Source organism: Phenylobacterium sp. (genome assembly GCF_035944335.1).
Classification (GTDB): domain Bacteria; phylum Pseudomonadota; class Alphaproteobacteria; order Caulobacterales; family Caulobacteraceae; genus Phenylobacterium.
The window spans coordinates 1-25,611 of record NZ_DASZBG010000076.1 but is presented as its reverse complement, the minus strand read 5'-3'; the positions used below and the strand labels follow the sequence as shown (position 1 = coordinate 25,611).

Genomic DNA, 25,611 nt, shown 5'->3' with positions numbered 1-25,611 from the left:
TCTTGGGCGTCGAAATCCATCCGACCGCAATCGTCGGCAAGGGCGCGGAGCTCGCCGACGGCGTCTCCATCGGACCGTTCTGCGTGATCGGCCCGCGCGCACGCATCGGCGCGGACACCAAGCTGAGATCCCATGTGGTCATCGATGGCGCGACCGAGATCGGCGCCCGCAACGACATCTGGCCGTTCGCCGTGCTCGGCGGGCCGCCCCAGCACACCGCCTACAAGGGCGAGGACACCCGGCTGGTCATCGGCGACGACAACCTGATCCGCGAACACGCGACCATGAACCTCGGCACCGTCCACGGCGGCGGCGTGACCAAGGTCGGCTCGAACGGGCTCTATATGATCGAGAGCCACGTCGGCCACGATTGCCTCGTGGGCGACAACGTCATCCTGACGAAGCAGGCGACGCTCGGCGGCCACTGCCTGATCGGCGACTATGTGATCGTCGGTGGGCTGGCCGCCGTGCACCAGTTCTGCCGCGTCGGCCGCTACGCCTTCATCGGCGGCCTGGCGGCCGTGGTGAAAGACGTGATCCCCTATGGCTCGGTCTGGGGCAACCACGCCCACCTCGAGGGGCTGAACCTGGTCGGGTTGAAGCGCCGCGGTTTCAGCCGCGAGAGCATCAATACGCTGCGCGCCGCCTATCGCCTGCTGTTCGCCGACGAAGGCACCTTTCAGGAACGCCTTGAGGGCACGATCGAAAGCTATTCGGACAGCGCCGAGGTCATGGAGATCATCGACTTCATCCGCGCCGACGCCAGCCGGCCGCTCTGCCTGCCCGAACGCGAGGTGTGATGGAGAAGCTGGGCCTGATCGCCGGCGGCGGCGGTCTGCCGGTGGAGATCGCGCAGCACTGCCAGCGCTCCGGCCGCCCGCTGTTCGTCATGCGCCTGAAGGGGTTCGCTGGACCTGATCTTGCGCCCTACGCCGGCGCGGAGGTGGGCATCGCCGAGCTCGGCAAGTGCTTCAAGCTCTTGCGCCGCGCCGGCTGCGAGGCGGTCTGTCTGGTCGGCAATGTCGCGCGGCCCGACTTTTCCGCCCTCGTGCCGGACCTGCGCGGACTGGCCGCCCTGCCGGGGGCGATCCTGGCGGCCACCAAGGGCGACGATGCGCTGCTCCGCTTCCTGGTGCATGAATTCGAGAAGGAAGGCTTCCGGGTCGAGGGCGCGCACGAGGTGATGGAGGACCTGACCCTGCCGGCCGGCGCGCTGGGCGCCCATGCGCCGAGCGAGCGCGACCGCGCCGACGCCATGCGGGCGCTGGAGGTGGCGCGCGCCATCGGCCGGCTCGACATTGGGCAGGCCGCCGTCGTCGCTCGCGGCCTTGTGCTGGCGCTCGAGGCGCAGGAAGGCACCGCGGCGATGCTGGCCCGCGTCGGCGACTTGCCGGAGGCCGTCCGCGGCAAGCCGGGCGCGCCGGCCGGCGTGCTCGCCAAGGCCCCCAAGCCGATCCAGGAGACCCGGGTGGACATGCCGACCATTGGCCTGGCCACCGTCCAGGCCGCGGCCAGCGTCGGGCTGTGCGGCATAGTGGGCGAGGCGGGGCGGCTGATCGTGCTCGACCGCGAGGCGGTGATCGCCGCGGCCGATGACCTGGGCCTGTTCATCCTGGGCGTGGAGCCCTAAGGCGTGGCCGGGCCGCTGACGGTGATGCTGGTCGCCGCCGAGGCGTCCGGCGACGACCGTGGCGCGGGCCTGGCGCGGGCGCTCAAGGCTCGACTGGGGCAGGACGTCCGCTTCGTAGGCGTCGGCGGGGAGCGCATGGCCGCCGAGGGCGTGAAAAGCCCTTTCGACATCTCCGAGCTGTCGATCCTGGGCCTGCTGGAGGGCCTGCTCGCCTATCCCCGCGTGGTGCGCCGCGCCGATGAGACCGCCGCGCTGGCCGCGCGCGAAAAGCCCGACGTGGCGGTGCTGATCGATTCCTGGGGCTTCACCCTGCGCGTCGCACAGCGCCTCAAGACCCTCGATCCCCGGCTGCCGGTCATCAAATATGTGGGCCCGCAGGTCTGGGCGACCCGTCCCGGGCGGGCCCGGACGCTCGCGCAGGCCGTCGACCATCTGCTCTCCATCCACGCCTTCGACGCGCCCTACTTCGAAGCGGAAGGGTTGCCGGTGACCTTCGTCGGCAACGCCGCCCTGACGCTGGATTTCTCCAAGGCCGACCCGAAGCGGCTGCGCGCAGAGATCGGCGCGGCGCCCGACCAGCCGATCCTGCTGGTTCTGCCCGGCAGCCGCCCGGGCGAAATCGCGCGCGTGCTGCCGGCCTTCGAAGCGGCGGTGAGCCTCCTGAAGGCCAGGCGACCGGACCTGCTGATCGTCATCCCGGCCGCGCCCACCGTCGCCGAGGCGGTCAAGGCGCGGGTCGCCGGCTGGCCGCAGCGGGCGCACGTCATCGAGGGGGAAACCGGCAAGCTCGACGCCATGAAGGCGGCGACCGTCGCGCTCGCCTGCTCGGGCACGGTGACCACGGAGCTGGCGCTGGCCGGCGTGCCGATGGTTGTGGGTTACAGGCTGGGGCCGGTGACGGCGGTCATCGTGCGCCGGCTGATCCGCACGCCCTATGTGACGCTGTTCAACATCGCCGCCCAGGCCTTCGTCGCGCCCGAGCTGATCCAGGAGCACTGCAACGGCCCCGAGCTGGCGGCGGAAGTGGCTAAGCGACTCGACGATCCGCAGCTCCGCGCGGCCCAGGTCGCTGCGCAGTCGGCGGCGCTGGACAAGATGGGACGCGGCGGTCCGGATCCGTCCGAAGCCGCCGCCGACGCCGTCCTGAAGGTCGTTGAAGCGCGGCGCGGAACCTAGCCCCGCTTGTTCACCGCCACATAGTCGCGCTGGGTGGCGCCGGTATAGAGCTGGCGCGGCCGGCTGATCTTGTAGGCCGGATCCTCGATCATCTCTTTCCACTGGGCGATCCAGCCGACCGTGCGGGCGACCGCGAACAGCACGGTGAACATCTCGGGCGGGAAGCCCAGGGCGCGCAGGGTGATGCCGGAATAGAAGTCCACGTTCGGGTAGAGCTTGCGCTCGATGAAATAGGGGTCGTTGAGCGCGATCTTCTCGAGCTCCATGGCCACCTTCAGCAACGGATCGTCGCTGTCGCCGACCTCGTCGAGCACTTCGTGGCAGGTCGTCTGCATGACCTTCGCGCGCGGGTCGTAGTTCTTGTACACCCGGTGGCCGAAGCCCATCAGTCGGTAGCGCCGGTCCTTCACGCCCTGGACGTACTCGGGGATGCGGTCGACCGTGCCGATCTCCTTGAGCATGTTCAGCGCTTCCTCGTTCGCCCCGCCGTGCGCGGGACCCCAGAGGCAGGCGATGCCGGCGGCGATGCAGGCAAACGGGTTGGCGCCCGACGAGCCCGACGAGCGCACCGTCGAGGTGGACGCGTTCTGCTCATGGTCGGCGTGCAGGATGAAGATGCGGTCCATGGCCCGCGTCAGCACCGGATTGGGCTTCCAGTCCTCGGCCGGGACGGAGAAGCTCATCTTCAGGAAGTTCTCCGCGTAGGAGAGCTCGTTGCGCGGATGCACGAAGGGCTGGCCGCGGAAATATTTGAAGGCTCGGGCCGCGATGGTCGGCATCTTGGCGATCATCCGATGAGCGGAGATCATCCGCTGCTCGGGATCGTTGATGTCGGTGCTGTCGTGATAGAAGGCCGAGAGCGCGCCGACCGCGCCGACCATGATCGCCATCGGGTGAGCATCTCGACGGAAGCCTTGGAAAAACCTGTCGAACTGGTCGTGCAGCATCGTGTGGTAGGTGATGTTGCGGTCGAACTCGGCGAATTCCGCGGCGGTCGGCAGCTCGCCGTGCAGCAGCAGGTAGCAGACCTCCAGGAAGCTCGACTGTTCGGCCAGTTGGTCGATCGGATAGCCGCGGTGGAGGAGGATGCCCTTGTCGCCGTCGATGAAGGTGATCTTGCTCTCGCACGAGGCGGTCGAGGTGTAGCCGGGATCGTAGGTGAAGGCGTCGCTATCGGCGTAGAACTTGCGGATGTCGATCACGTCGGGACCGAGCGTGCCCTTGAGCACGGGCAGTTCGATGGTCTTTCCGTCGATGTCGATCTTCGCCGTGTCGCCCATGCGGATCCCCTGAATTCGCGAGAAACTGAAACGCCTGTTCGAACGGCCTTATAGCGCTTTACCGCACCAGCGAAAGGGCGTCGTCGAGACGGCCGAGGCTTTCGTCTTTCCCCAGCGACACCAGGGTGCTCGCCAGGTCCGGGGCCGGCGATCCGCCGCCCAGCACCATGCGCAGCGGCGCCCCGAATTTGCCGATGCCGACGCCCTCGCGTTCGGCGAACGCGCGGATGCGGGCTTCGAGGCCCGGGACGGTCCAGTCGTTGGCTTCGGCGACGTCGTCGCGCAGGCGGGTCAGCCGGCCGCGGACCTCATCGGTCAGCATCTCCAGCGCATTGGGCGGCAGCTCCAGCGGCCGGGTCCGGAGCACGAAGACCACGCCGTCGGCCAGGTCCAGCAGGGTCTTGGCTCCGTCTCTGACCAAGGGAATGGTGCGCTCGATCAGCGCGCGGTCCGTGCTCTTCAGCTTCCAGTCGCGGCTCTTCAGGATCTCTTCGGTCAGCGCCGTGAGCCGCCCGGCGTCCGCCTCGCGGATATAGTGATTGTTGAGGTGGTTGAGCTTGTCCCAATCCAACCGGGCCGGCGCGCTCACCACGTCCTTGATGTCGAACCAGGAGATCGCCTGGTCGTCGGAGAAGATCTCGTCGTCGCCGTGTCCCCAGCCGAGCTTGGCGAGGTAGTTGCGCAGAGCCTCCGGCAGGTAGCCCATGTCGGCGAACTCGCTGACCGCCTGCGAGCCGTGCCGCTTGGAGAGCTTCTTGCCATCCGGCCCGTTGATCATCGGCAGGTGGGCCCAGACCGGCACGTCCCAGCCGAGCCCCTGGTAGATCAGGGTCTGGCGGGCGGCGTTGTTCAGGTGATCATCGCCGCGGATCACGTGGGTGACCCCCATCTCGTGGTCGTCGACCACGACGGCGAGGTTGTAGGTCGGCGAGCCGTCTGTCCGAAGCAGGATCAGGTCGTCGAGGTTCTCGTTCTCGAACCGCACCGGGCCCTTCACCTGGTCGTCGACGAGGGTCTCGCCGGTCAGCGGCGCTTTCAGCCGCACCACGAACGGCCGGTCCGGCGCGTCGTTGGGCGAGCGGTCGCGCCACGGGGAGCGCACCACCCGGCCCTGCGCCCGGGCGACCTCGCGCTCGGCGTCCAGTTCCTCGGGCGTCATGAAGTCCCTATAGGCGCCGCCGCGGGCCAGCAGTTCGTCCACGGCCGCGCGATGGCGCTCGGCGCGGGCGAACTGGAACACCGGCGCCTCGTCGGCCTCCAACCCGAGCCAGTTCAGCCCGTCGAAGATCACCTGGACGGCGGCCTCCGTGGAGCGCTCCCGGTCGGTGTCCTCGATGCGCAGCAGGAACTTGCCGCCGGTGTGGCGCGCATAAAGCCAGTTGAAAAGCGCCACCCGGGCCGTGCCAATGTGCATCATGCCGGTGGGCGAGGGGGCGATCCGGGTGACGACGGGGCCAGAGCGGGATTTGGCGGACATGGAGATCGAGGGGTCTGGGGAGGCGGCGGCGCACGGCGTCGCCTGGGCCGGGCCTCTTAGCACGCGGATTCGCCAGCTACCTAGCCTCGCGCTGACCGGGGCGTGGGTGGCGGCCCAGGCGGCGCGCCAGGCCGATCGGTGGACGCTCTGGACCCCGGTGGCGCTGGGTAGCGGCGCGGGCCTCTACTTCGCCCTGCCGCGCGAGCCGCAGCCCTGGATCGGCTGGCTGGGCGTAGCCGTCGCCGGGGCCCTGCTGGCCGCCGCGGCTCGCTGGCGGCCGGGGCGGGCGCTGATGGCCGCAATGGTTCTGCTGGCCGCCGGGATCGGCGGGTTCTCCGTCGCCAAACTCAGGACCGATCACGTGCGCTCGCCGACCGCGCCGCTCAAGGGGCCCCCCGCGCGGCTCGAGGGCTGGGTTGTCGATATCGCCAGCCCCGGCCAGGGCGGACGGCGGCTGCTGATCGCCCCGGCCCATGTCGGCGACTGGCCGGCGACGGCGACGCCCACCCGCGTGCGGGTGACGCTGAAGAACGGCTACACACCATCGCCCGGCGAGCCGATCAGCCTGCTGGTCATCCTCAATGCGCCGCCGCAGCCGGCCAGCCCCGGCTCCTACGACTTCGCCCGCGACGCCTATTTCCAGAGCGTCGGCGGCGTCGGCTTCGCGCTCGGCACGCCGCAGAGCTGGACGCCGGATGCGCCCGCGCCATGGCGGCTGCGGCTGACCATGCGCATCAACGCCACCCGCTGGGCCCTGACCCGTCGGATCATCGAGGCGCTGGGCGTGGAGGAGGGCGGCCTCGCCGCGGCCATGACGACCGGCCACGACGCCTTCATCCCGCCGCAGCAGGTGGCCGACCTGCGCGCCTCGGGCCTGGCGCACATCACCTCGATCTCCGGCCTGCACATGGCCATCGTCGGCGGCTTCGTGTTCGCCGCCCTGCGGCTGCTGATCGCCGCCATCCCGTGGCTCGCCTTGCGCATCAACGGCAAGAAGCTCGCCGCCGCCTTGGCGCTCGCCGCGGTGCTCAGCTACCTGGTGCTCTCCGGCTGGCCGCCCCCCGCCGAGCGCTCGGCCATCACCGCCTGTATCGCGTTCGGCGCCATGCTGGTCGACCGCCAGGCGATCAGCCTGCATGCCCTGGCCGTCGCGGCCATCGCCGTGCTGCTGCTACAGCCCGAGGCGGTGACCCAGCCCGGCTTCCAGATGTCCTTCGCCGCCACCGCGGCCCTGGTGGCGCTGGCCGAGCTCTGGCCGCGCTCGGTGCGGGAGATCAATGCGCCCTGGCCGATCCGCGCGGTCCAGACCCTGGGCGCCTGGCTGACAGCGGCGGTGGCGGCGAGCTTCGTGGCGGGCGCGGCGACGGGTCCCTTCGCCATGCAGCACTTCAATCGGATCTCCACCTGGGGCCTGGTCTCCAACCTGCTCAGCGACCCGATCTCCACCTTCCTGATGATGCCGGGCCTGGCGCTGGGCGCGGTGCTCGCGCCCTTCGGCTGGGGTGACGGCCCGCTCGCCGTGGCGGGATTCGCCATCCGCATGATCAACTGGGTGTCGCACACCGTGGCCGAGGCGCCGTTCTCGCAGATCACCGTGGCCAGCGGCCCCAACTGGACCCTGGCGGCGGCCTTCCTGGGCCTGCTGTGGCTCTGCCTCTGGAAGGGGCCGCTGCGCTGGATCGGCCTGCCGTTCGCACTCGCCGTCTCGCTGACCCCCAAGCCCGCGACGCCGGATGCCTGGGTGAGCGGCGATGGCGCGGCGCTGGCGGTGCGCAGCGCCAAGGCCGCCATCCTCTTCCGGCCGGACGTGAAGCTGTTCGGAGCCGATCTCTGGGCGCGCCGGCGCGGCCTCGACCCGTCCGGCGGGGCGGAGTTGCGCGACCTCGCCTACGATTGCGACCACTGGAGCTGCCTGCCAAAGCCGGGCGCGCCGGTGCGCATCGCCGCGGCCTGGAACGTCAAGCGCGAGCTGAAGCCGGAGCGCCTGGCCGCGATCTGCGACAACGCTGAACTGATCGTCCTTCGGGACCGCTTCCAGCCGGGGACCTGTCCCGGCAAGCTCGTCTTGAGCGGCGAGGATTTCGAGCGCGGCGGCTCGGCCGAGCTGTTCCGTCAGCCGGACGGAAGCTGGAAGGCGCTGTGGGCGCAGGACCTGCGCGGCCGACGGCCCTGGACCTGGGGCGCGGACCTCCGATGAGCCTGAGTTTCACCCGGCGCCTGCGCGACCCCATCGCCCGCGGGGACGTCACCTGCACGGTGCGCATCTGGCGCCGGCTGCAGGTGAAGGTGGGCGGCCGCTACGCCATGGACGCGGGCCACGTGACCGTCACGCGGATCCAGCACATCGACCTCGAGGACATCACCGAGGATCTCTCCCGCCGGTCCGGCTTCGCGAGCCTCGACGACCTGATGAGCGTCGCCCGGCACGGGTCCGGCGAGAGCGTCTATCTGATCGACTTCGAATATGCCGAGGGCTGAGCCGGCTACTGGTAGCGGCGGATCAGGCCGACCAGCTTGCCCTGCACGGCCACCTGGTCGGGACCGAAGATGCGGGTCTCGTAAGCCGGGTTGGCGGCCTCCAGCGCGATCGAGGCGCCTTTCTTGCGCAGGCGCTTGAGGGTGGCTTCCTCACCATTGACCAGGGCCACGACGATCTCGCCGGACTGGGCGGTGCTGGTGCGCCGGATGATCACGAAGTCGCCGTCGAGGATACCGGCGTGGATCATCGAGTCGCCCTGGATCTCCAGGACGAAGTGCTCGCCGGCGCCCAGCATGCTTTCCGGCACCGGGATGCGGTCGCGCTCCTGCTGGATCGCCTCGATCGGCGTGCCGGCGGCGATCTTGCCGAGGATCGGCAGGTCGCGGCTGTCGTTGGAGGCGCCGGGCGCGTCGGCGCCGGCCTCGACGAGCTGTGGCTTGAACGGCGCCCGGCCTTTCGGCGGGGCGGCCGCGGTGGCCTGGCTCGGCAGCTTGGTCACCTCCAGCGCCCGGGCCCGGTGCGGCAGGCGGCGCAGGAAGCCGCGCTCTTCCAGGGCGGTGATCAGCCGGTGGATGCCGGACTTGGACGCCAGCCCTAAGGCGTCCTTCATTTCGTCGAAAGAGGGGGAGACCCCGCTTTCCTTGATCCGCTCATGGATGAACATGAGCAATTCGTGCTGCTTGCGCGTGAGCATGGCGGCGACCTCGAAAACTCCTTGTGACGCTTCGAGAACAAAGCGCCAACGTCGATGAATGTTCTCTAGGTGTTCCGGGTTAATGTCAAGTTATTGCGCGAAACGCCGCGAAATCAGCGACTTGGCGACGGCGGCACAGCGACTCGCCGGCCAGGGATTCGCTAGGCGGCGAGCAGGGCGCGGGTCGCGGCGGTCACGTCGGCCTGGCGCATCAGGCTCTCGCCCACCAGCATGGCGCCCGCGCCGGCCCGTTCCAGACGCGCCGCGTCGGCAGGGGTGAAGACGCCGCTCTCAGTGACCAGCAACGCACCCACCGGCGCCCGAGCGGCCAGCCGCTCGGTCACGGCGAGATCGACAACGAAGGTCCGAAGATCGCGGTTGTTGACGCCCACCAGGTCCGCGCCGAGCGCGCCCGCGCGGTCCATCTCGGGCTCGTCGTGGACCTCGACCAGCACGTCCATGCCATGAGCGCGGCCCGCGGCGATCAGTTCGCCGGCGACGCGATCATCGACCATCGCCAGGATCACCAGGATGGCGTCGGCGCCCAGCGCGCGGCTTTCGGCCGCCTGCCAGGGGTCGACCAGGAACTCCTTACGCAGGCAGGGCAGGGCGGTCGCCGCGCGGGCGGCGGCGAGATAGGCATCGGCGCCCTGGAAGCTCGGCCTGTCGGTCAGCACCGACAGGCACGCCGCGCCGCCGGCCTCATAGGCCCGCGCGAGCGCCGGGGGATCGAAATCCTCGCGGATCAGGCCCTTGGACGGCGACGCCTTTTTGATCTCGGCGATCAGCGCCAGCTTGCCCGGCGCATGGGCGCCCTCCAGCGCCGCCCGGAAGCCGCGCGGCGCATCGGCCGCCTTGGCCGCGGCCTCGATCTCGGCCAGCGGACGCGCCGCCTTGCGCGCGGCGACCTCCTCGCGCTTGTAGGCGGCGATCTGGCTCAGGATGTCGCTCATGCCGGCTCGGCCGCCGCGGTGATCTCCACGAGCCGGGCCAGCGCCGCCTGGGCGCGCCCGTCGTCGATGACCTGCCCGGCCAGCTCCACGCCTTCGGCCAGGGTCTCGACCCTATCGGCCACCAGAAAGGCCGCGGCCGCATTGAGCAGCACGATATCGCGGTACGGGCCTTTGGCGCCGGCCAGCAGCTCGCGCAGCGCCTTGGCGTTCTCCTTCGGCGTCCCGCCGGTCAGGTCCGCCAGGGCCGCGCGCTTCAGGCCCACGGCTTCGGGCGTGATGCGGAACAGGCGCACCTGGCCGTCACGCCATTCGGCGACCTGGGTCTCGCCGGTGGTGGTGATCTCGTCCATGCCCTGGCCGTGCACCGTCCAGGCCCGCTCGGAGCCCAGGGCGCCGAGCACACGGGCCAGCGGCTCGACCCAGCGGCTGTCGAAGACGCCCAGCAGTTGGCGCTGCGCGGCGGCCGGATTGGCGAGCGGTCCCAAGAGGTTGAAGACGGTTCTGAACCCGAGCTCCGCGCGGATCGGCGAGACGTGGCGCATGGAGCCGTGGTGCGCCGGGGCGAACATGAAGCAGATGCCGGCCTCGTCGAGCGCCCGCAACTGCTGGGCCTGGGTGGCGGCGATATTGACGCCCAATTCGCCCAGCACATCGGCGGCGCCCGACTTCGAGGTCAGCGCCCGGTTGCCGTGCTTGGCGACCTTCAGCCCGCCGCCGGCCGCCACGAACCCCACCGCCGTCGAGATATTGAGCGTGTGCAGGCCGTCGCCGCCGGTGCCGCAGACATCGATCACCTGGAAGCCGTGATCCAGCATCACCGCAGCCTTGCGCATGGCGCGCGCACAGGCGGTGATCTCCCCCACCGTCTCGCCGCGCATCCGCATGGCGGTCAGCGCCGCGGCCACCTGGGCCGGGGTCGGCTCGCCGCGCAGGCAGGCGGTGAAGAACGCCCCGGCGTCGGCCTCGGACAGGGTCGCGCCATCGGCCAGGCGGCTGAGCAGCGGCTTGAAGGCGTCGGACATGCGGCTAGGCCTGCGCCAGGCGCCTCACGCCGGCGATCGCGAGGAAATTGGCCAGCAGATCGTGGCCGCATTCGGTGGCGATGGATTCCGGGTGGAACTGCACGCCGTGCACCGGGCGCGTCCTGTGCTGGAAGCCCATGATCTCGCCGTCGTCGGTCCAGGCGGTGACCTCGAGGACGTCGGGCAGGCTTTCCTTCTTCACCGAAAGACTGTGATAGCGCGTGGCCGTGAAGGGGTTCTTGAGGCCCTCGAACACGCCCTTGCCGGTGTGGTGGATGGCGCTGGTCTTGCCGTGCATCAGGGCCTGGGCGCGCACCACCTCGCCGCCATAGGCCTGGCCGATCGACTGATGGCCGAGACAGACGCCGAGCACCGGCATGTCGTCGGGCGCGGCGCGCAGCAGGGGCAGGCAGATACCGGCTTCGTTGGGCGTGCAGGGCCCCGGCGAGAGCAGGATGCCTTCAGGCTTGAGCCCGAGCGCTTCCTGGACCGAGATCGCATCGTTGCGATGGACGAGCGTCTCCGCGCCCAGTTCATTGAGATAATGAACCAGGTTGTAGGTGAAGCTGTCGTAGTTATCGATCACCAGGATCATGGGCCCCATCTAGGCCTTGCGGTTCCATCCGCCAAGCGCGTGGATTGTTGCCCGAGGCGACTCCGGCGATCCTGCCGGCCAAGATGTCGTTTACCGAATCAGCGCTGGACTCCGAGGCCATGGCCCGAGCCCGCACCCTCCTGGAACCGCCCAAGCCGCGCGAGCGGCTGTGGCCGGTGCTGGGAGCGGCCGGTCTGCTGGCGCTCTCGGCGCTGGCCTTCGCCACCGCCATGATCATGGCGCCGCCGGTGATCAGCGAACACGTGCTGAAGCCCGGGCCGTAAGGCGGCCCCGCGGGGGCTCGACGCCCGCTTTCGACCCTTGGCCGAGTCATGGGGCCGTGCGCTTGCGCGGCGTTCGCCGACTTGACACTGACCGGCGGTCAGTAGTTAGTGACTGTCGGTCACTAGGGAAATCCGATGGATAGGCCGCGGCGCCGGCGCCTCCAGCCCGAGGCGCGCAAACGCGAGATCGTCGAGGCGGCCGAACGGCTGCTGCAAGCCCACGGCTCCCACGTCCGGGTGGAGGACGTGGTCCGCGAGGCCGGCGTCGCCAAGGGCACATTCTTCCTCTACTTCCCGACCTGGGACGACCTGCTGGTGACGGTCCGCGAGCGGTTGGTGTCGGCGTTTGACGCGGCCTATCCGCTGCCGAGCGAGGTCGATGGGCCGGTGGACTGGCCAGGCTTGGTGGAATCCCAGGCGGCGGCCTTCATCGACTTCGCCGCCGCGCGCCAGGGCGTCGGCGAGGCGCTGTTCCATTCGGATTTCGCCGAACGCCGGCCGCTCGCCGACAACGGAATCCTGCGGCTCTGCGCCGTGATCCGCGCGGGCCAGGAGGCCGGGGCCTTCGGGCCGGTCGATCCGGAGCCCACGGCGCGCCTGATCTTCGCCGCCATCGACGAGGCCGCCCGCGCCGTGGCCGGCGGGGGCGACCGCGCGGCCATCCGGGCCGCTCTGCACAGCCTGCTCCGGCGCGCGCTTGCGCCATGACCTGAGAAGGACCCACCCATGAGCGAGAGTCATGTGAACCTGCGGTACATGGTCAGCGACGTGCAGCAGTCCGTCGACTGGTACGTCGGCCATCTGGGCTTCAGCGTGCAGCTCAACGGCGCCCCCGCCTTTGCCGCTGTGGAGCGCCACCCGCTTCGGCTGCTGCTGAGCGGCAGGACCGCCTCCGCCGGCCGGCCGATGCCGGACGGCCGCCAGCCCGAGCCCGGTGGCTGGAACCGCTTCCAGTTCGTCGTCGAGGACATTGCCGCCGAGGTCGAGCGCCTGCGCGGGGAGGGCGTGACGTTTCGCAACGAGATCGTCGTTGGCCCCGGCGGATCGCAGATCCTGGCGGAGGACCCCTCCGGCAACCTGGTCGAGATCTTCCAGCCCGCGGTGGCCTTCGCGCCGGCCCGCTGAGCAATCCCAGCCAAGGAGACCGGCATGAAACCCACGGCAATGATCGCACTCGCCCTGACGCTCGTCCTCGACGCTGGCGCCGCCAATGCCCAGGCCCAGCCGGACCGGTTCGACAAGCCGGCCGCCCTGGGCGTAGCGCGGATACGCTACATGGTCACCGACATCCAGGGGTCGGTCGCCTTCTATGCCGGCAAGCTGGGCTTCAAGCTGGTCGCTCAGTCGGGCCCATTCTTCGCCCTCTTGACCCGCGGCGACGTCCAGCTGCTGCTCAGCCCCGTCAAGGGACCCGGCGGGGCCTCCCAGCCCATGCCCAATGGCCAGCGCCCGGCGCCCGGCGGCTGGAACCGCATCGTGCTCTACGTGCCCGACCTGCAGGCGGAGGTGGACCGGCTGCGCAGCCAGGGCGTCCACTTCCGCAACGGCATCGTCCATGGGTTGGGCGGGAATGAGATTCTGCTGGAGGATCCCTCCGGCAATCCGGTCGAGCTGTTCCAGCCCGGTTAGACGAACCGCCAACTCTCCTCCGCCGCCTGCCGCAGGGCGCGGGCCTTCTGCAGGGTCTCGTCGTATTCGGCGTCGGGGTCTGAGTCGGCCACCACGCCGCCGCCGGCCTGGACGTACATCACTCCGTCCTTAAAGAGGGCGGTGCGCAGCACGATGCAGGTGTCGACCGAGCCGTCGCAGCCGAAATACCCCGCGGCCCCCGCGTAGCCGATCCCGCGCTTCTCGATCTCCAGTTCGTCGATGATCTCCATGGCCCGCACCTTGGGCGCGCCCGAGAGCGTGCCGGCGGGCAGGGCGGCCATCACCACGTCCACCGGATCCAGCCCCTCGGGCGCATCACCCTCGACGTTGGAGACCAGGTGCATCACGTGGCTGTAGCGCTCAACGAAGAAGCTGGCGGTCACCCGCACGCGGGGGCTGCGGGCGGGCGCGGCCTTCGGCTCGTTCGCGCCCGGCTCCTTGAGCATGGCCACGCGGCCGACGTCGTTGCGCCCCAGGTCGAGCAGCATCAGGTGCTCGGCGCGTTCCTTGGGGTCGGCGATCAGCTCCTGCTCGAGAGCGGCGTCCTCGGTGGGGGTCGCGCCGCGCGGGCGGGTGCCGGCCAGCGGGCGGATGGTGATCTTGCCGTCGCGCAGGCGAACCAAGATCTCGGGAGAGGAGCCGGCCAGCTGGAAGTCGCCGAAGTTCAGGTAGAACAGGAAGGGCGAGGGATTGGTCCGGCGCAGCGACCGATAGAGGGCGAACGGGTCGCGATCGAACGGCTGCCGGAACCGGTGGCTCGGCACCACCTGGAAGACGTCGCCGGCCCGGATGTAGTCCTTCGCCCGGTCGACGATCTCGCGATAGGTCTCGCGGCTCACCGGCGTGGTGAAGCTGTCGGCCTGGGGTTCGGCGTTGCCCACCAGGCGCGGGGTCGGACGGCCGAGGTCGGCGACAACGGCGGCGAGGCGGGTTTGCGCCGCGGCATAGGCCTCGCGGGCGCTGGTCCCGCCGGGCCGCACCGCGGTCGCCAGCAGGATCTCCTGGCCGATGGAATCGAACACCGCCACCACGGACGGCCGCGTCATCACCCCGTCGGGCAGGTCGAGCGGGTCGGGATTGACATCGGGCAGGTGCTCGACGAGCCGGATCATGTCGTAGCCCATGGCCCCGAACACGCCGGCCGCCATCGGTGGCATCCCGGGCGGCAGCTCGATCCGCGAGGCGGCCAGCAGGTCGCGCAGGCTGTCCAGCGCGCCGCCCGGCTGCGGCGCGAACTTGCCGACGGCAATGTGCTCGCCCTCGGCGACCTCGGCCTGGTCGCCGCGGCAGCGCCAGACGAGGTCCGGATCGAGGGTGATGAACGAATAGCGCCCCCGATAGGCGCCGCCCTCGACCGCCTCGAACAGGAAGGCGTAGGGCCGCCCGTGGCCGATCTTGAGATAGGCCGAGACCGGCGTCTCCAGGTCGTCGATCAGGCGCGTCCAGACGAGCTGCGGCGTCCCAGCCTGGTAGACGGCGTCGAAGCCGGCAAACTCAGGCTCCAGCTTCACTTCGCCAGGCCAGGCTTGCCCGCGGGCTTGGCGATGTCCGGTTCGAGACCGAGCGCGGCTCGGGCGCGGGCCGGATCGATGGTGACCTTGATCCTCTGGCGAGCCGAGGCGCGGGCCGCCGTCAGCAGCTCGCGCAGGTAGGCCTCGGTCATCTGTGGGCGGTTGGTCTCGACGGCGCGGGCCATGCTCTCGGTGTCGGCCAGCCGGATCGCCTCGATCTTGCCGACCACGAAGGCCTGGGCGGTCTGGGCGGTGAACACGTCGCCCGCCTTGCCGGTGAAGGTCTGCGCCAGGATCTCTTGCGACAGCTGCTGGTTCTGACCTGCGTTCTGGCGGTTCAGCCCCGGCACGCGCAGCACCTTGGCGCCGGCCGAGGCCGCAACGGCCTCGAGGCTCTCGCCCTTCTTCACCCGCGCCGCCAGCTCGTCGGCCTTGGCCGCCATGCGGGTCCCAAGCTCGCGCATGGTCCAGGCCTGCGCTAGCTTCGGCTTGATCTCGGCCATGGGCGGGACGGCCGGGGGGATCACCTTGTCGACCTTCAGCGCGAAATATTCGCCGCCGCCGGCGTCCACCAGCTCGCTCTCGCCGCCGGGCGGCAGGGAAAAGGCGGCGTCGACGATCTTCGGAGTCAGGCCAGGGACCGGCTTGCCCTGCTGGTCCACGCCCTGTTTGGCGACCGGCGGCAGGCTGGTCACCGGGACGCCCGCCTTGGCGGCCGCTTCCGGCAGCGTCGCGCCCTTGGTGTGGGCGTCGTCATAGGCCTGGGTCAGGGCGTCGATCTTGGTGGCCGCGGCGTCCTTGCGGACCTCGGCTTCCAGGGCCGGGCGGATCTCGTCGAGGGTCACCGTATGGCCGGGCGTCACATGGTCCACGTGGACGACCGCCAGGCCCAGCGAGCCCGGCACGGTGCGCGTCTCGCCGGACGTCATCTGGAAGGCCGCGGCGGCCACCTTGGTGTCCGGGATCGCGCTCTGCGGCTTGTCGGGATAGGTGATCGCCGCCACGCCGAGCGACTTGGCGATCGCGGTCGGGGCTTCGCCCTTGCCGAGGCGGGCCGTGATCTGCGCCGCGGTGGCCGCGTCCTTCGCCGGAATGTCGACGATGGTGCGCGTCTCGGGCTTGGACAGCGTGTCCTTGCGGAAGTTGTAGCGCTTCAGGACCTCGGCCTGGTCCACCGGCCCGGCGACGTTCACCTGGCTGGGGCTGAACCGGACAATGGAGATCGCCCGGAATTCGGGGCGCATCAGCTTGGGCCCGATCTCCTTCATGAAATCGGCGAGCTGCTGGTCGGTGGGCGCCGCGGGCTGGGCGACGTTCTGCGGACCCACGGCCAAGAGGGCGATGTCGCGGTTCTCGAGCCCAAACACCGCGGCCATGGCGGTATAGCTGCGCGGGGTCATCAGCCCGCCGATCACGCCCGTGCCGAAATGCTGCTCGGCGAGGTCGTCGCGGACCATCTGCTCGAAGGTGGCGACGGTCAGGCCGTTGTCGCCCAGCCGCTGCTGGTAGGACTTCTTGTCGAAGCGGCCCGAGACGGGGTCGAAGAAGGCCGGAATCTTCTGGATTTCGCCGACCACCAGCTTGTCGGAGGGCTTGAGGCCCATCTTGATCAGGAGCTCGGAGAACGCCTCGCGCGTCGCCAGCCCCTCCAGAACCTGGCGGTCGAGGCCGTTGGCCGCGGCCACGTCGTTGGGGATCGGCTGGCCGGCCTGCTGCTCGTACTGGGCCTTCTGGCGATCGAACTCGCGCTTGAAGTCGACCGAGGAAATGGTGCGCGAGCCGGCGGTGATCACCGCGTCGCTTATGTGGCCGCGGAACACGTCGCGGATTCCCCACAGCGCGAAGCTGACGATCAGCAGCCCCATGAGGACGGCGGCGACCCAGGATTTCGCGAAGACGCGGATGGCGGCGAGCATCTAGTCCCTTTCCGGGGCGCAAACAGAGGGGCCGGTATAGTGGAGGCCCGTCCCGGCCCGCAAGCGCGTGACTTCGCCGCCGGCTTGGCTTAACCGCGCCCAGGTCACCGTTCGCAGAGAGGATGCATGGCTGCGCCCACCCCGCTGATCGCCGGAAACTGGAAGATGAACGGCCTGCGCGCCTCGCTCGCCGAGGCCCGCGCCATCGCCAACGGCGCCGCCGGGAGCCGCGCCCGGGTGGCGATCTGCCCGCCGAACCTGCTGATCCATCAGATGTGCGAGATGCTGAGCGGAACGGAGGTGCTGGTGGGCGGCCAGGACGCGCACTGGGAGATGTCCGGCGCCTTCACCGGCGATGTCTCGGCCCAGATGCTGGCCGACGCGGGCGCCAAGCTGGTGATCCTCGGCCATTCGGAGCGCCGCACCGGCTATCGCGAGACCGACGAGATCGTCGCCCGCAAGACGCAGGCCGCGCTCGCCGCGGGCCTCGAGCCCATCGTCTGTGTCGGCGAGACCCTGGAGGAGCGCAAGGCCGGCCACGCGCTCGCCGTGGTGACCGGGCAGGTGAGGGGCTCTTTGCCCGCGGACCTGGCCGGCAAGGCCTTCTCCGTGGCCTATGAGCCGGTCTGGGCGATCGGCACGGGCCTGACCCCCACCACCTCCGAGATCGAGGAGATGCACCGGGCCATCCGCGCAACGCTCAGCGAAATGTTCGGCGCCGCCAGCGCGGCCGCGCCCATCCTCTACGGCGGCTCCGTGAAACCTTCGAACGCGCGGGAGATTCTGCATGCGGCCGAGGTCGGCGGCGCCCTGGTCGGCGGAGCCTCGCTGAAGGCCGAGGACTTCCTGGCGATCGTCCGCGCGGTGTGAGGTCACATTTGCGTCCCTAGCGCTGGCGATGCTGATCCGTATGAACACCCTCCCATCCGTCGCGCTCGCCGCCGGCCTGGCCTTGCTGGGCGTCGTCGCGTCCGCGCGCGCCGCCGGGGAGGGGCCGCCGTCGCTGGCCTTCCCGCTGGCCTGCAAGATCGGCGTCAGCTGCGAGGTGCAGAACTACGTCGACCGCGACCCGGGGCCGGGGGCGAGCGACTACCGCTGCAGCTCGGAGACCTACGATAAGCACAACGGCGTCGACATCCGCGTGCTCGACATGGCGGCCCAGCGGCGCGGGGTCGCGGTGCTGGCCGCCGCCCCCGGCCGCGTCGCGCGCCTGCACGACGGCCGCCCAGACATCTCCATCAGAGACCCGGCAGCCCCGCCGCTCAACGGCCAGGACTGCGGCAACGGCGTGGTCATCGACCACGGCGGCGGCTGGGAGACCCAGTACTGCCACATGGCCCGCGGCAGCCTCTCGGTCACGGTCGGCCAGACGGTGGCGGCCGGGACGCCGCTCGGTCACGTGGGCCTCTCCGGCAACACCGAATATCCGCACATGCACATCACCGTCCGTCACGCGGGCGTCGTGGTCGATCCGTTCGCGCCCAATGCGGGGGCGGCCAACGCCTGCCACGCCGAAGCCCCCCTGTGGTCGCCGGCCGCGCTGGCGCAGCTCACCTACAAGCCGGGGGCGGTGCTGAACGTTGGCTTCGCGGCTCAGCCGGCGACCATGGCCGACGTGGAGGCCGGGCAGGTCGCCGCGCCGGATGGGGCCGCGCCCGTCCTGGTGGCCTATGCGCGGGCGATCAATCTGAAGTCCGGCGACGTGATCGCCATGCAGCTCAGCGCGCCGGGCGGGGCGGTGCTGGGCCGGTCGCAGCTGGCGCCGCTCGACCATTCCAAGGCCCAATGGTTGGCGTACATCGTCGCCAGGCGGCCGACAGCGGGCTGGGCGGTGGGGCGCTACACCGCCCGCTACCAGGTTCTGCGCGAAGGCACGGCGGTGCTGAGCCGCGACTTCACCACCATGATCGGCGGCTAGAGCAGGAGCCCCCAGAGGCGGCAGTCGCGCCGCTCGCCGTCCCGCCAGACGTGGCCGCGCAGCAGACCCTCTTCGCTGAAGCCGAGCTTTTCCAGCAGCGCCTCTGAGCGGCGGTTGCCCAGATGGGTGCGGGCGGTCAGCCGGCGCAGGCCGGTCGTCGCCGCAAATCCCGTCACCGCCTGCATCGCTTCCAGCGCATAGCCCTGGCCCCAGGTGTCGCGACCGAGCATGAAGCCGACCTCGGCGCGCTTGTGGCGGCGCTCGATCTCCGAGAGGTCGCAGGTGCCGATGAAGCTGTCGTCGGCCAGCGAGCGGATCGACCAGTGGAAGGCGTCGCCTGCCGCCATCTCGGCGACCTGCGCCGCAACGATGCCGGCGACCAGATCCGGATCGTCGATTTCCGGGACGTCCCAGAAGGCCATCACTTCCGGATCGTCCATCAGCGGAAAGACCCGTTCGGCGTCCGCCTCGGTCATGGGCTGCAGGCGCAACCGCTCGGTCTCAAGGATGGCGGGGCGCTTGGCGATGGAGATCATGTCTTGTCAAAGGGCTGCGACGACCTAGGTATGGCCATGGCGTGGGCTCGGTGATAGAGCGCGCGCTTCATTTCGGCGTGGTGTTGCCGCCCGAACGCACCGGACCCGTCAAGCGCATGCTGCTCACCCTCCTGCTGGTCTTCGAGTTCATCGTCAGCGTGATGCTCATCATCGTGGTGCTGCTGCAGCGCTCCGAGGGCGGGGTGCTGGGCGTGGGCGGCGGCCCCTCCGGCTTCATGACGACGCGGGGCGCGGGCGACCTGATGACCCGCACCACCTGGATCCTGGCGGCCCTGTTCTTCACCCTCGCCCTGGTGCTGACCGTGCTGGCCGGCCGCGAGCGCGGCGCCGCCTCGGTGGTCGACCGGCTGAAGGTGGACGCGATCAATCCGGCGAGCCTGAACCAGCCGCCGCAGCAACAGGCGCCCGCCGGCCAGGCGCAGCCCGGCGCGCCCGCCCCGCAGACGGCGCCTGCGCCCTTCCAGGCGCCCAAGCCCACCGTGCACAACCCCTTCCTCGGCGACGCTCCGGCCGGCTCCGCGCCGCCCCCGCCCGCCAAGCCCTGATCTTCGGTGGATAAGCGCCCTCTTTTGAGCCTCGTGAGGGGCGAATCGCTGCTAACCTGAACGCCCATGGCCCGGTACATCTTCATCACCGGCGGCGTGGTCTCCTCATTGGGTAAAGGTCTCGCTTCCGCCGCCCTTGGCGCGCTGCTGCAGGCGCGGGGCTACAAGGTCCGCCTGCGCAAGCTCGACCCCTATCTGAACGTCGATCCGGGGACCATGAGCCCCTATCAGCACGGCGAGGTCTTCGTGACCGACGACGGCGCCGAAACCGACCTCGACCTCGGCCACTACGAGCGGTTCACGGGCGTCAACGCCACCCGTGGCGACAACATCACCACCGGCCAGATCTACAAGACGATCATCGAGAAGGAGCGGCGGGGAGACTACCTCGGCGCCACGGTCCAGGTGATCCCCCACGTCACCGGCGAGATCCAGGATTTCGTGCTCTCCGATCCGGGCGAGGGGGTTGACTTCGTGCTGGTCGAGGTCGGCGGCACGGTGGGCGACATCGAGGGCCTGCCGTTCTTCGAGGCGATCCGCCAGCTTGGCCAGGAGCTGCCGCGCCACCACGCCTGCTTCATCCACCTGACCCTGTTGCCGTTCATCAAGACCGCTGGGGAGATGAAGACCAAGCCGACCCAGCACTCGGTGAAGGAGCTGCGCTCCATCGGCATCCAGCCGGACATCCTGCTCTGCCGCTGCGAGCAGGAGATCCCCGAGGGCGAGCGCAAGAAGATCGCCCAGTTCTGCAACGTGCGCCCGAGCGCCGTCATCCAGGCGATGGACAGCTCGAACATCTACGCCGTGCCGCTCGACTACCATCTGCAGGGGCTGGACCGGGAGGTGCTGGAGGTCTTCGGCCTCACCGACGTCGCCCCGGCGCCGGACCTGTCGCGCTGGCAGGACATCGTCCACACCATCAGCCACCCGGACGGCGAGGTGACCATCGCCATCGTCGGCAAGTACACCGCGCTCACCGACGCCTACAAATCGCTGATCGAGGCGCTGATCCACGGGGGCCTGGCCAACACGGTCCGGGTCCGATTCGACTGGATCGAGGGCGAGGCCTTCGAGAAGGACGAGGCGCTGATCCGCGAGCGGCTGGCCGGCGTCCATGGGGTGCTGGTGCCGGGGGCGTTCGGGGAGCGCGGCTCCGAGGGCATGATCCGCGCGGTGCAGTTCGCCCGCGAGCACGCCATCCCCTATTTCGGCATCTGCTTCGGCATGCAGATGGCGATGATCGAGGCGGCGCGGAACTTGGCCGGCATCCACCAGGCCTCGTCCACCGAGTTCGGTCCCACCTCCGAGCCCATCGTCGGCCTGATGACCGAGTGGACCAAGGGCAACGACAAGGAATTCCGCGCGGTGGACGGCGAGCTCGGCGGCACCATGCGCTGCGGCGCCTACGAGGCGGTGCTGCAGCCCGGCTCCCGCGTGGCGGAGATCTACGGGACACCGACCATTTCCGAGCGTCACCGCCACCGCTACGAGGTCAATATCGCCTACCGCGAGGCCATCGAGGGGACCGGCCTGCACTTCACCGGCCTGTCGCCGGACGGCGTCTTGCCGGAGCTGTGCGAGCGCGCCGACCACCCGTGGTTCATCGGCGTGCAGTACCACCCCGAACTCAAGAGCCGCCCCTTCGAGCCGCACCCCCTGTTCGCCAGCTTCATCGGCGCAGCCAAGGAGCGGAGCCGGTTGGTCTAGGCGCCAAGCGCTTCTTCGAAGAACGCCACCGTCAGCTCGCGCGCCCGTCTCGCCGCCTTCGGATGGAATTCCATCAGCACCGGTCCCCCCTGGCCCTTGTGGGCGAAGGGGTCGACGATGGTCTGGGCCGGCAGGTCGCGGTCGAAGCCATGGCCGGCGCCGGGGTGAGTGACGCCGCGGATCACAGCCCGGCTCGCCGGCGGCAGGCGGGCCATGAGCTGGTCCAGGCCGTCGGGATCGTCATAGGCGTCGGCGTCGCCGGTCTGGATCAGCACCGGCGCGCCGGTGAGATCGGCCAGCGACAGGCCCGGGACCTGCTCATAGGCCCAGCAGACGGGATAGAGCGCCACGTGACCGCGGAAGCCGGGCGTGTCGCCGGACAACCCTTGCGTCGCCTGGGCGGCCGCCAGCAGGGTCACCACGCCACCCCATGAAAAGCCCATGATGCCGATGCGCCCGCCGTCCACCTCGGGCTGGGCGGCGAGGAAGGCCTTGGCGGCGAAGGCGTCGGGCAGGGTCTCGACGGGGCTGCGGGGCCGCGCCGCCGCGCCGCGGGCCGAGCCACGCGCCGCCCACATGTCGATCTCCAGGGTGGCGACCCCGGCGGCGTTCAGGGCCGCGGCATGGAACTCGCCGCGCCCGTCGACACCGTCCGAGCCATGGCAGATCACCACGCCAGGCGTCGGGCCTGGCGCATTGGCCATGGTGTTGAGCTTGCCCGCCACGGTGAGCGTGGGCGTGGCGAAGGCGACGTAGGAGGTGCGGACCGGCATGGCGCCAACCTCGCCGCCCGGCCTGACAGCGTCAATGCGGCCCTGTGCTAAGCTGGCGCCATGCTCACCCACGAAGATGTCCGCCGCATCGCGCTCTCCATGCCGGAGGCCTATGAGGCGCCACACTTCGAGAGCGCGTCCTTCCGGGTGAACACCAAGATCTTCTGCACCCTCAGCCGCACCGAGCCGCGGATGATGTTGAAGTTCGACCCAGAGGATCAGCGCAATCTGGTCGCCGACAACCCCGAGGTGATCTGGCCTGTGCCCGGCTACTGGGGCCAGAAGGGCGCCACCTACCTTTGTTTCCCCGGGATCGAAGACGCGCGCCTGACCGACCTGATGCGGATGGCCTGGGCGAGGGTTGCGCCGAAGCGGCTGCTGGCATGAACTGCGGGCCCGACGACCTGCGCCGCGCGGCTCTCGGCCTGCCTGAGGCCTACGAGGACACCCATCGCGGCAAGCCCACGTTCCGCGTGAAGGCCCGCATCTTCGCCATGCTTTCCCAGCCGGGCGGGCAGGGGTTCATGGGCCTGGACGGCGCCGACGTCGCCGTCCTGAAGCTCGACCGCGAGGACCAGCTCAACATGGCCGCGGCCCATCCAGGCGCGGTGACGCCCACCGAAACCTACGGCCACCACGGTTGGACCTATGTGCGGCTGGGCGAGCTGGACGCGGAGGCGCTGGCGACCCTGGTGCGGCTCGCCTGGACGCACGTCGCGCCAAAGCGGCTCTCGAACGCGCCAGCCTAGCGGACGAAGAACAGAATCCAGAAGGCGACCAGCACCAGGTTGCTGGCCGCGAAGGGGATCAGCCGGTGCATGACCTTGTTGTAGGTCAGATGGATCAGCGAATGGATCACCCGCAGCGCCACATAGGTCCAGGCGACGACGAGCACGACGCCGTCGACCTTGCCGGCCACGAAAAACATCAGGCACGCGACGTAGAAGAGCAGCGGCACTTCGAGCAGGTTCATCATGTTGCGGTTGGGGATCGAGACGTCGCCGGGCACGCGGGGCGACTCGCCGAACCGGAAATCCTCGGCCGTGACCCGTCCCGCGCGGCCGGCGGCGAAACGCCGAAAGGGCAGGATGGCGAGGACGGCCAGGGTCAGGAAGGCCAGCACGCCCATCGGCGCGAAGATCATCTGCTGCGGCATGGTTGCCCCCTTTGACCGAGCCGAACGCTACCGCGAGCCCGTGACTATGCCCAGCCGCCGATGCAGAGTTCCCCAACGGCTCGGAGGGCGAGATGCGCAAGATCGGTATTCTGCTCGGCGTCGCCGCCGCCCTCTCGGTCGGAACGGCCATGGCCAATGAAGGCCCGCTGCCGCTGGAACCTGCGCCGTGGGCGGCGCTCACCTCGCCTGAGGCGGCCATGAAGGTGGCCTTCGAAAAGGTCTGCCTGCGCGCCATGATGGAGAACCGGTCGGTCGGACCGGTGGCCGTGGCCAACAGGCTGCTGAAGGTGGACGCCCGCGGCGCCGGCGGAACCTCCGCAGACCAGGCCTGGCGGCTGGCCTCGCTCGGCCGGGTGTTCGTTGTCGCATGGCAGGACGGCAGCTGTTCGAGCTCCAGCGAGCGCGGAGACCCGGACACCCTCAGCCGCCAGGTGCTGGCGGCCGTCGCGGACCACGGCCTGGTGCTGCGGGAAGGCCAGACCTACCCCGCCGAATCGGGCGGTCGCCGGGTGGCCTGGTGCAGCGAGGGGCCGCAGCCCTGGGTGCTGGCCATCGTGACCCGCCGGGAAGACAAGGGCAGGCGGCCCGCGATCGTGACGACGCTGTTCAGGGCCAAGGGAGATGCGCCGGCCTTCTGCCGGGCGGCTTGATCGCGCACGGGGTTTCATGCATACACCGCCGCTCACATCGGCGGCCTCACCCGGCCGCCGTCATCATTTCGAGAACTTCGATGGCCGTTCCCAAGCGCAAAGTCTCTCCGTCCCGGCGCAACATGCGCCGCTCGCACCACGCCCTGCCCGCCAACTCCTTCGTCGAGGACAAGGAAACCGGCGAGCTGAAGCGGCCCCACCACGTCGACCTGAAGACCGGCATGTACAAAGGCCGCCAGGTCCTCACGCCGAAGGAAGACTAGGCTTCCAGACCTCGTGGTCTGCTGAGACGCCGGTCGCCCACGCGGCCGGCGTTTTCGATTCCACCGCCGTTGCCCGGGACCCGGAAGCTGGCTATCCGTCCCGCGCCCCCGCAGACCGCCAGAGGACCCCCATGACCGAGATCGTCGACATCGTCGCCCGCGAGATCCTCGACAGCCGCGGCAATCCCACGGTGGAGGTCGACGTGATCCTGGAGGACGGCGCCATGGGGCGCGCGGCCGTGCCCTCCGGCGCCTCCACGGGCGCGCACGAAGCGGTCGAGAAACGCGACGGCGACAAGACGCGCTACGGCGGCAAGGGCGTGACCCAGGCGGTCGATGCGGTGAACGGCGAGATCTACGACGCGCTGTCCGGCTCCGACGCCGAGGACCAGCGGCGCATCGACCAGATGCTGATCGACCTCGACGGCACGGCCAACAAGGGCCGGCTGGGCGCCAACGCCATCCTGGGCGTCAGCCTGGCGACGGCCAAGGCGGCGGCGAGCTCCGCGGCCCTGCCGCTCTACAAGTACGTGGGCGGCGTCTCGGCGCGCGTCCTGCCGGTCCCGATGATGAACATCATCAACGGCGGCGCCCACGCCGACAATCCGATCGACATCCAGGAATTCATGATCCTGCCGGCCGGCGCCGCCACCTTCGCCGAGGCGCTGCGCATGGGCGCCGAGATCTTCCATGCCCTGAAGAACCAGCTGATGGCCGCCGGCCACAACACCAACGTCGGTGACGAGGGCGGTTTCGCGCCGAACCTCGCCACGGCCAAGGAAGCGCTGAGCTTCATCATGAAGGCCGGCGAGAGCGCGGGTTACAAGCCCGGCGCCGACTTCGTGCTCGGCCTCGACGCGGCCTCCAGCGAGTTCTTCAAGGGCGGCAAGTACGTGATGGCCGGCGAGGGCAAGACGCTGGATCCGGCCGGCATGGTCGACTACCTGGCCGACCTCGCCGCCAGCTTCCCGATCGTCAGCATCGAGGACGGCTGCGCCGAGGACGACTTCGACGGCTGGAAGCAGCTCACCGACAAGCTGGGGGCCAAGATCCAGCTCGTCGGCGACGACCTGTTCGTGACCAATCCCAAGCGCCTCGACATGGGCATCAAGAAGGGCCTGGCCAATTCCATCTTGGTGAAGGTCAACCAGATCGGCACCCTGTCGGAGACCCTCGAGGCCGTCGATCTGGCGCATCGCAACGCCTACACCGCGGTGATGAGCCACCGCTCCGGCGAGACCGAGGATTCGACCATCGCCGACCTCGCCGTCGCCACCAACTGCGGGCAGATCAAGACCGGCTCGCTCTCCCGCTCCGACCGCACGGCCAAGTACAACCAGCTGCTGCGCATCGA

General features: G+C 69.9%; 29 protein-coding genes. 18 read left to right on the top strand and 11 right to left on the bottom strand.

Translation table 11 applies throughout. From position 1 onward, the window contains the following. The first annotated feature begins 2 nt into the window (after nucleotides 1-2). Genes lpxA through lpxB form a run of 3 tightly spaced genes read left to right on the top strand, consistent with a single transcriptional unit; the run spans nucleotide 3 to nucleotide 2,806 of the window. On the top strand, nucleotides 3-800 hold the full coding sequence (gene lpxA, locus VGT80_RS12630) for an acyl-ACP--UDP-N-acetylglucosamine O-acyltransferase (protein WP_327456307.1): 798 nt from the start codon (nucleotides 3-5) through the stop codon (nucleotides 798-800). Continuing rightward, entirely contained in the window at nucleotides 800-1,630 is an 831-nt protein-coding gene (lpxI, locus tag VGT80_RS12625; RefSeq protein WP_327456305.1) for a UDP-2,3-diacylglucosamine diphosphatase, read from the top strand. Before lpxA ends, lpxI begins: the two co-directional genes overlap by 1 nt. A gap of 24 nt (nucleotides 1,631-1,654) precedes the next feature. Then, on the top strand, nucleotides 1,655-2,806 hold the full coding sequence (gene lpxB / locus VGT80_RS12620; protein ID WP_327456356.1) for a lipid-A-disaccharide synthase: 1,152 nt from the start codon (nucleotides 1,655-1,657) through the stop codon (nucleotides 2,804-2,806). On the opposite strand, the gene gltA is transcribed toward lpxB, so the two are convergent. Continuing rightward, complete coding sequence (gene gltA / locus VGT80_RS12615) at nucleotides 2,803-4,086, bottom strand: citrate synthase (protein ID WP_327456303.1); 1,284 nt, start codon at nucleotides 4,084-4,086, stop codon at nucleotides 2,803-2,805. The two genes, lpxB and gltA, sit on opposite strands and share 4 nt — an antisense overlap. A 58-nt stretch (nucleotides 4,087-4,144) precedes the next feature. Next, nucleotides 4,145-5,563 (bottom strand): glutamate--tRNA ligase, encoded by a 1,419-nt coding sequence (gltX, locus tag VGT80_RS12610; RefSeq protein WP_327456301.1) that lies wholly within the window; start codon nucleotides 5,561-5,563, stop codon nucleotides 4,145-4,147. Between gltX and VGT80_RS12605 the strand changes: the two genes are divergently transcribed. Then, nucleotides 5,562-7,760 (top strand): ComEC/Rec2 family competence protein, encoded by a 2,199-nt coding sequence (locus VGT80_RS12605; protein ID WP_327456298.1) that lies wholly within the window; start codon nucleotides 5,562-5,564, stop codon nucleotides 7,758-7,760. The genes gltX and VGT80_RS12605 overlap by 2 nt on opposite strands. After that, nucleotides 7,757-8,041, top strand: a complete 285-nt coding sequence (locus tag VGT80_RS12600; protein WP_327456296.1) for a hypothetical protein — start codon at nucleotides 7,757-7,759, stop codon at nucleotides 8,039-8,041. Before VGT80_RS12605 ends, VGT80_RS12600 begins: the two co-directional genes overlap by 4 nt. A 5-nt stretch (nucleotides 8,042-8,046) precedes the next feature. Here VGT80_RS12600 and lexA read toward each other — a convergent pair whose 3' ends face one another. From lexA to VGT80_RS12580, 4 genes are all read right to left on the bottom strand, one after another. Then, nucleotides 8,047-8,736, bottom strand: a complete 690-nt coding sequence (gene lexA / locus VGT80_RS12595; protein ID WP_327456294.1) for a transcriptional repressor LexA — start codon at nucleotides 8,734-8,736, stop codon at nucleotides 8,047-8,049. Nucleotides 8,737-8,897: 161 nt separating this feature from the next. Further along, a complete protein-coding gene (gene trpC / locus VGT80_RS12590; RefSeq protein WP_327456292.1) occupies nucleotides 8,898-9,689 on the bottom strand; it encodes an indole-3-glycerol phosphate synthase TrpC in 792 nt (263 codons plus the stop codon). After that, nucleotides 9,686-10,711: an anthranilate phosphoribosyltransferase gene (trpD, locus tag VGT80_RS12585; protein WP_327456290.1), complete on the bottom strand. Its 1,026-nt coding sequence runs from the start codon at nucleotides 10,709-10,711 to the stop codon at nucleotides 9,686-9,688. The genes trpC and trpD overlap by 4 nt, the downstream gene beginning before the upstream one ends. Before the next feature lie 4 nt (nucleotides 10,712-10,715). Further along, nucleotides 10,716-11,306, bottom strand: a complete 591-nt coding sequence (locus VGT80_RS12580) for an aminodeoxychorismate/anthranilate synthase component II (RefSeq protein WP_327456288.1) — start codon at nucleotides 11,304-11,306, stop codon at nucleotides 10,716-10,718. Nucleotides 11,307-11,425: 119 nt separating this feature from the next. On the opposite strand from VGT80_RS12580, the gene VGT80_RS12575 reads away from it, so the two are divergent. From VGT80_RS12575 to VGT80_RS12560, 4 genes are all read left to right on the top strand, one after another. Beyond that, on the top strand, nucleotides 11,426-11,590 hold the full coding sequence (locus VGT80_RS12575) for a hypothetical protein (RefSeq protein WP_327456286.1): 165 nt from the start codon (nucleotides 11,426-11,428) through the stop codon (nucleotides 11,588-11,590). Between the two features lie 135 nt (nucleotides 11,591-11,725). After that, a complete protein-coding gene (locus VGT80_RS12570) occupies nucleotides 11,726-12,298 on the top strand; it encodes a TetR/AcrR family transcriptional regulator (protein WP_327456284.1) in 573 nt (190 codons plus the stop codon). 18 nt (nucleotides 12,299-12,316) lie between these two features. After that, nucleotides 12,317-12,715, top strand: a complete 399-nt coding sequence (locus VGT80_RS12565) for a VOC family protein (protein ID WP_327456282.1) — start codon at nucleotides 12,317-12,319, stop codon at nucleotides 12,713-12,715. A 24-nt stretch (nucleotides 12,716-12,739) separates the two neighbouring features. Next, a complete protein-coding gene (locus tag VGT80_RS12560) occupies nucleotides 12,740-13,219 on the top strand; it encodes a VOC family protein (protein ID WP_327456280.1) in 480 nt (159 codons plus the stop codon). On the opposite strand, the gene trpE is transcribed toward VGT80_RS12560, so the two are convergent. Then, nucleotides 13,216-14,751 carry an anthranilate synthase component I gene (gene trpE / locus VGT80_RS12555; protein ID WP_327456278.1) on the bottom strand — a complete coding sequence of 512 codons (1,536 nt, stop codon included), beginning with the start codon at nucleotides 14,749-14,751 and terminating at the stop codon, nucleotides 13,216-13,218. The two genes, VGT80_RS12560 and trpE, sit on opposite strands and share 4 nt — an antisense overlap. Next, nucleotides 14,748-16,667 (bottom strand): peptidylprolyl isomerase, encoded by a 1,920-nt coding sequence (locus VGT80_RS12550; protein WP_327456276.1) that lies wholly within the window; start codon nucleotides 16,665-16,667, stop codon nucleotides 14,748-14,750. The genes trpE and VGT80_RS12550 overlap by 4 nt, the downstream gene beginning before the upstream one ends. A gap of 126 nt (nucleotides 16,668-16,793) precedes the next feature. On the opposite strand from VGT80_RS12550, the gene tpiA reads away from it, so the two are divergent. Continuing rightward, a complete protein-coding gene (gene tpiA / locus VGT80_RS12545) occupies nucleotides 16,794-17,537 on the top strand; it encodes a triose-phosphate isomerase (RefSeq protein ID WP_327456274.1) in 744 nt (247 codons plus the stop codon). Between the two features lie 40 nt (nucleotides 17,538-17,577). Then, nucleotides 17,578-18,585, top strand: a complete 1,008-nt coding sequence (locus VGT80_RS12540) for a M23 family metallopeptidase (RefSeq protein WP_327456272.1) — start codon at nucleotides 17,578-17,580, stop codon at nucleotides 18,583-18,585. Here VGT80_RS12540 and VGT80_RS12535 read toward each other — a convergent pair. Then, nucleotides 18,582-19,121: a GNAT family N-acetyltransferase gene (locus tag VGT80_RS12535; protein ID WP_327456270.1), complete on the bottom strand. Its 540-nt coding sequence runs from the start codon at nucleotides 19,119-19,121 to the stop codon at nucleotides 18,582-18,584. The two genes, VGT80_RS12540 and VGT80_RS12535, sit on opposite strands and share 4 nt — an antisense overlap. A 116-nt stretch (nucleotides 19,122-19,237) precedes the next feature. Between VGT80_RS12535 and secG the strand changes: the two genes are divergently transcribed. Together secG and VGT80_RS12525 are read left to right on the top strand one after the other, a co-directional pair. Then, entirely contained in the window at nucleotides 19,238-19,687 is a 450-nt protein-coding gene (gene secG / locus VGT80_RS12530) for a preprotein translocase subunit SecG (RefSeq protein ID WP_327456268.1), read from the top strand. Nucleotides 19,688-19,753: 66 nt separating this feature from the next. Continuing rightward, on the top strand, nucleotides 19,754-21,394 hold the full coding sequence (locus VGT80_RS12525) for a CTP synthase (protein ID WP_327456266.1): 1,641 nt from the start codon (nucleotides 19,754-19,756) through the stop codon (nucleotides 21,392-21,394). On the opposite strand, the gene VGT80_RS12520 is transcribed toward VGT80_RS12525, so the two are convergent. Continuing rightward, entirely contained in the window at nucleotides 21,391-22,167 is a 777-nt protein-coding gene (locus VGT80_RS12520) for a dienelactone hydrolase family protein (protein WP_327456264.1), read from the bottom strand. The two genes, VGT80_RS12525 and VGT80_RS12520, sit on opposite strands and share 4 nt — an antisense overlap. 60 nt (nucleotides 22,168-22,227) lie before the next feature. Between VGT80_RS12520 and VGT80_RS12515 the strand changes: the two genes are divergently transcribed. Next, on the top strand, nucleotides 22,228-22,554 hold the full coding sequence (locus tag VGT80_RS12515; RefSeq protein WP_327456262.1) for an MmcQ/YjbR family DNA-binding protein: 327 nt from the start codon (nucleotides 22,228-22,230) through the stop codon (nucleotides 22,552-22,554). Next, nucleotides 22,551-22,916 (top strand): MmcQ/YjbR family DNA-binding protein, encoded by a 366-nt coding sequence (locus VGT80_RS12510; protein ID WP_327456260.1) that lies wholly within the window; start codon nucleotides 22,551-22,553, stop codon nucleotides 22,914-22,916. Before VGT80_RS12515 ends, VGT80_RS12510 begins: the two co-directional genes overlap by 4 nt. On the opposite strand, the gene VGT80_RS12505 is transcribed toward VGT80_RS12510, so the two are convergent. Then, on the bottom strand, nucleotides 22,913-23,323 hold the full coding sequence (locus VGT80_RS12505; protein ID WP_327456257.1) for an MAPEG family protein: 411 nt from the start codon (nucleotides 23,321-23,323) through the stop codon (nucleotides 22,913-22,915). The two genes, VGT80_RS12510 and VGT80_RS12505, sit on opposite strands and share 4 nt — an antisense overlap. 92 nt (nucleotides 23,324-23,415) lie before the next feature. Here VGT80_RS12505 and VGT80_RS12500 point away from each other — a divergent pair, with 92 nt between their 5' ends. The 3 genes from VGT80_RS12500 to eno all read left to right on the top strand — a co-directional run. Continuing rightward, nucleotides 23,416-23,994, top strand: coding sequence for a hypothetical protein (locus tag VGT80_RS12500; RefSeq protein WP_327456255.1), 579 nt, complete (start codon nucleotides 23,416-23,418; stop codon nucleotides 23,992-23,994). 80 nt (nucleotides 23,995-24,074) lie between these two features. Then, nucleotides 24,075-24,257 carry a 50S ribosomal protein L32 gene (gene rpmF, locus VGT80_RS12495; protein ID WP_327456253.1) on the top strand — a complete coding sequence of 61 codons (183 nt, stop codon included), beginning with the start codon at nucleotides 24,075-24,077 and terminating at the stop codon, nucleotides 24,255-24,257. A gap of 131 nt (nucleotides 24,258-24,388) precedes the next feature. Further along, nucleotides 24,389-25,611: phosphopyruvate hydratase (gene eno, locus VGT80_RS12490; protein WP_327456251.1), on the top strand; the 1,223-nt coding region annotated here is incomplete at its 3' end.

Coding starts and splice junctions, on each gene's coding strand:
- VGT80_RS12515 (WP_327456262.1), top strand. CDS start 22,228: ATGCTCACCCACGAAGATGTCCGCCGCATCGCGCTCTCCATGCCGGAG.
- lexA (WP_327456294.1), bottom strand. CDS start 8,736: ATGCTCACGCGCAAGCAGCACGAATTGCTCATGTTCATCCATGAGCGG.
- lpxB (WP_327456356.1), top strand. CDS start 1,655: ATGCTGGTCGCCGCCGAGGCGTCCGGCGACGACCGTGGCGCGGGCCTG.
- VGT80_RS12600 (WP_327456296.1), top strand. CDS start 7,757: ATGAGCCTGAGTTTCACCCGGCGCCTGCGCGACCCCATCGCCCGCGGG.
- VGT80_RS12520 (WP_327456264.1), bottom strand. CDS start 22,167: ATGCCGGTCCGCACCTCCTACGTCGCCTTCGCCACGCCCACGCTCACC.
- gltX (WP_327456301.1), bottom strand. CDS start 5,563: ATGTCCGCCAAATCCCGCTCTGGCCCCGTCGTCACCCGGATCGCCCCC.
- VGT80_RS12510 (WP_327456260.1), top strand. CDS start 22,551: ATGAACTGCGGGCCCGACGACCTGCGCCGCGCGGCTCTCGGCCTGCCT.
- VGT80_RS12575 (WP_327456286.1), top strand. CDS start 11,426: ATGGCCCGAGCCCGCACCCTCCTGGAACCGCCCAAGCCGCGCGAGCGG.
- secG (WP_327456268.1), top strand. CDS start 19,238: ATGCTGCTCACCCTCCTGCTGGTCTTCGAGTTCATCGTCAGCGTGATG.
- lpxI (WP_327456305.1), top strand. CDS start 800: ATGGAGAAGCTGGGCCTGATCGCCGGCGGCGGCGGTCTGCCGGTGGAG.
- rpmF (WP_327456253.1), top strand. CDS start 24,075: ATGGCCGTTCCCAAGCGCAAAGTCTCTCCGTCCCGGCGCAACATGCGC.
- VGT80_RS12525 (WP_327456266.1), top strand. CDS start 19,754: ATGGCCCGGTACATCTTCATCACCGGCGGCGTGGTCTCCTCATTGGGT.
- VGT80_RS12570 (WP_327456284.1), top strand. CDS start 11,726: ATGGATAGGCCGCGGCGCCGGCGCCTCCAGCCCGAGGCGCGCAAACGC.
- VGT80_RS12535 (WP_327456270.1), bottom strand. CDS start 19,121: ATGATCTCCATCGCCAAGCGCCCCGCCATCCTTGAGACCGAGCGGTTG.
- VGT80_RS12605 (WP_327456298.1), top strand. CDS start 5,562: ATGGAGATCGAGGGGTCTGGGGAGGCGGCGGCGCACGGCGTCGCCTGG.
- trpD (WP_327456290.1), bottom strand. CDS start 10,711: ATGTCCGACGCCTTCAAGCCGCTGCTCAGCCGCCTGGCCGATGGCGCG.
- gltA (WP_327456303.1), bottom strand. CDS start 4,086: ATGGGCGACACGGCGAAGATCGACATCGACGGAAAGACCATCGAACTG.
- trpC (WP_327456292.1), bottom strand. CDS start 9,689: ATGAGCGACATCCTGAGCCAGATCGCCGCCTACAAGCGCGAGGAGGTC.
- VGT80_RS12500 (WP_327456255.1), top strand. CDS start 23,416: ATGCGCAAGATCGGTATTCTGCTCGGCGTCGCCGCCGCCCTCTCGGTC.
- tpiA (WP_327456274.1), top strand. CDS start 16,794: ATGGCTGCGCCCACCCCGCTGATCGCCGGAAACTGGAAGATGAACGGC.
- VGT80_RS12580 (WP_327456288.1), bottom strand. CDS start 11,306: ATGATCCTGGTGATCGATAACTACGACAGCTTCACCTACAACCTGGTT.
- VGT80_RS12505 (WP_327456257.1), bottom strand. CDS start 23,323: ATGCCGCAGCAGATGATCTTCGCGCCGATGGGCGTGCTGGCCTTCCTG.
- VGT80_RS12540 (WP_327456272.1), top strand. CDS start 17,578: ATGAACACCCTCCCATCCGTCGCGCTCGCCGCCGGCCTGGCCTTGCTG.
- VGT80_RS12560 (WP_327456280.1), top strand. CDS start 12,740: ATGAAACCCACGGCAATGATCGCACTCGCCCTGACGCTCGTCCTCGAC.
- VGT80_RS12550 (WP_327456276.1), bottom strand. CDS start 16,667: ATGCTCGCCGCCATCCGCGTCTTCGCGAAATCCTGGGTCGCCGCCGTC.
- VGT80_RS12565 (WP_327456282.1), top strand. CDS start 12,317: ATGAGCGAGAGTCATGTGAACCTGCGGTACATGGTCAGCGACGTGCAG.